This is a genomic window from Mesorhizobium sp. M7A.F.Ca.ET.027.02.1.1, from assembly GCF_004022985.1.
Classification (GTDB): Bacteria; Pseudomonadota; Alphaproteobacteria; order Rhizobiales; family Rhizobiaceae; genus Mesorhizobium.
This window is the reverse complement of sequence record NZ_RZOL01000910.1, coordinates 1-521: the sequence shown is the minus strand read 5'-3', so window position 1 is coordinate 521 and position 521 is coordinate 1. Positions and strand designations below refer to the sequence as shown.

Below are 521 nucleotides of genomic sequence, written 5' to 3'. Positions count from 1 at the left end.
GAGTTACTACTATGCAGGATATTACGACATTAACCGAAACATTAAAAACCTCTTCTCTGAATGATTTGCTGGCGCAGGTTCTTTCCCAGGTGAAGGCGTCTCCGCAGGATCTCAAAGCCCGTGAAGTGCTGTTTAAATTGTATTGCGTTGACGGCGCATGGAACAGCGCGTTACTACAACTGCAGACTTTATCGCTGCTCGACGAGGAAATGAAAAAACAGTGTGAGCTATATAAAAACCTCGTCTTTAGTGAAATGCAGCGCACGCAGGTTTTATCCGGTGAGCGTCTGGCCGCAACGTTGCAGGGCGATATGCCACTGTGGATGGAGAAACTACATGAGGCGAACGGACAATATTGCCAGGGCAATATGAAGTTATCGGATATGACGCGATCTGAAGCATTTGAACTTGCGCCGGAAAGTCATGGCAAAAGTGATACTTTGGGCGAATTTTCCTGGATTGCAGACAGCGATGGCCGTCTTGGGCCGGTATGTGAATTTATTTGTGCCGGAGGATATCGG

The 521-nt window shown here is 47.6% G+C and carries 1 protein-coding gene; it reads left to right on the top strand.

Translation table 11 applies throughout. From position 1 onward, the window contains the following. Positions 1-11: 11 nt before the first annotated feature. Positions 12-521, top strand: a 510-nt coding sequence (locus EN749_RS36955; protein ID WP_210214774.1) for a type VI secretion system accessory protein TagJ, incomplete at its 3' end; no start/stop codon positions are given.